This is a genomic window from Lysinibacillus sp. Bpr_S20 (assembly GCF_023337835.1).
Classification (GTDB): domain Bacteria; phylum Bacillota; class Bacilli; order Bacillales_A; family Planococcaceae; genus Lysinibacillus.
In genome coordinates, this window is sequence record NZ_JALNLQ010000031.1 from 1 (window position 1) to 651 (window position 651).

Sequence of the window (651 nt, forward strand, 5' to 3'; positions counted from 1 at the left end):
ACGGAATCGAACCGCCGACACTTAGAGCTTCAATCTAATGCTCTACCAACTGAGCTACTGACCCATATTTTTAAAAATGGCGGTCCCGACCGGGATCGAACCGGCGATCTCCTGCGTGACAGGCAGGCATGTTAACCGCTACACCACGGGACCATTTGGTTGCGGGGGCCGGATTTGAACCAACGACCTTCGGGTTATGAGCCCGACGAGCTACCACTGCTCCACCCCGCGTTAATAAGATATTCTTTTCGAGTTTTTAAGCACCATTTTATAAAAAATATAAACTGGAGGAGGTAGAGGGATTCGAACCCCCGCGCGGTGTTACCCGCCTGTCGGTTTTCAAGACCGATCCCTTCAGCCAGACTTGGGTATACCTCCGTACTATATAAATGGTGGACCTTGCAGGACTCGAACCTGCGACCGGACGGTTATGAGCCGTCTGCTCTAACCAACTGAGCTAAAGGTCCTTTAAGATGGCGGCAGAGGGGATCGAACCCCCGACCTTACGGGTATGAACCGTACGCTCTAGCCAGCTGAGCTACGCCGCCAGGATCTTTATACTGGTTATCTTTTATGGTGGAGCCTAGCGGGATCGAACCGCTGACCTCCTGCGTGCAAGGCAGGCGCTCTCCCAGCTGAGCTAAGGCCCCA

The 651-nt window shown here is 53.5% G+C and carries 6 tRNA genes; all 6 read right to left on the reverse strand.

Going from position 1 to position 651, the window contains the following annotated elements:
• Positions 1-77: 77 nt before the first annotated feature.
• Positions 78-153 (reverse strand) — tRNA-Asp (locus MWJ95_RS24350).
• Between the two features lie 3 nt (positions 154-156).
• Positions 157-231, reverse strand: a tRNA-Met gene (locus MWJ95_RS24355).
• Positions 232-285: 54 nt separating this feature from the next.
• Positions 286-378: transfer RNA gene (locus tag MWJ95_RS24360), tRNA-Ser, on the reverse strand.
• 12 nt (positions 379-390) lie between these two features.
• Positions 391-467: transfer RNA gene (locus tag MWJ95_RS24365), tRNA-Ile, on the reverse strand.
• Between the two features lie 7 nt (positions 468-474).
• Positions 475-548: transfer RNA gene (locus MWJ95_RS24370), tRNA-Met, on the reverse strand.
• Between the two features lie 26 nt (positions 549-574).
• Positions 575-650 (reverse strand) — tRNA-Ala (locus tag MWJ95_RS24375).
• Between the last annotated feature and the right edge of the window lies 1 nt (position 651).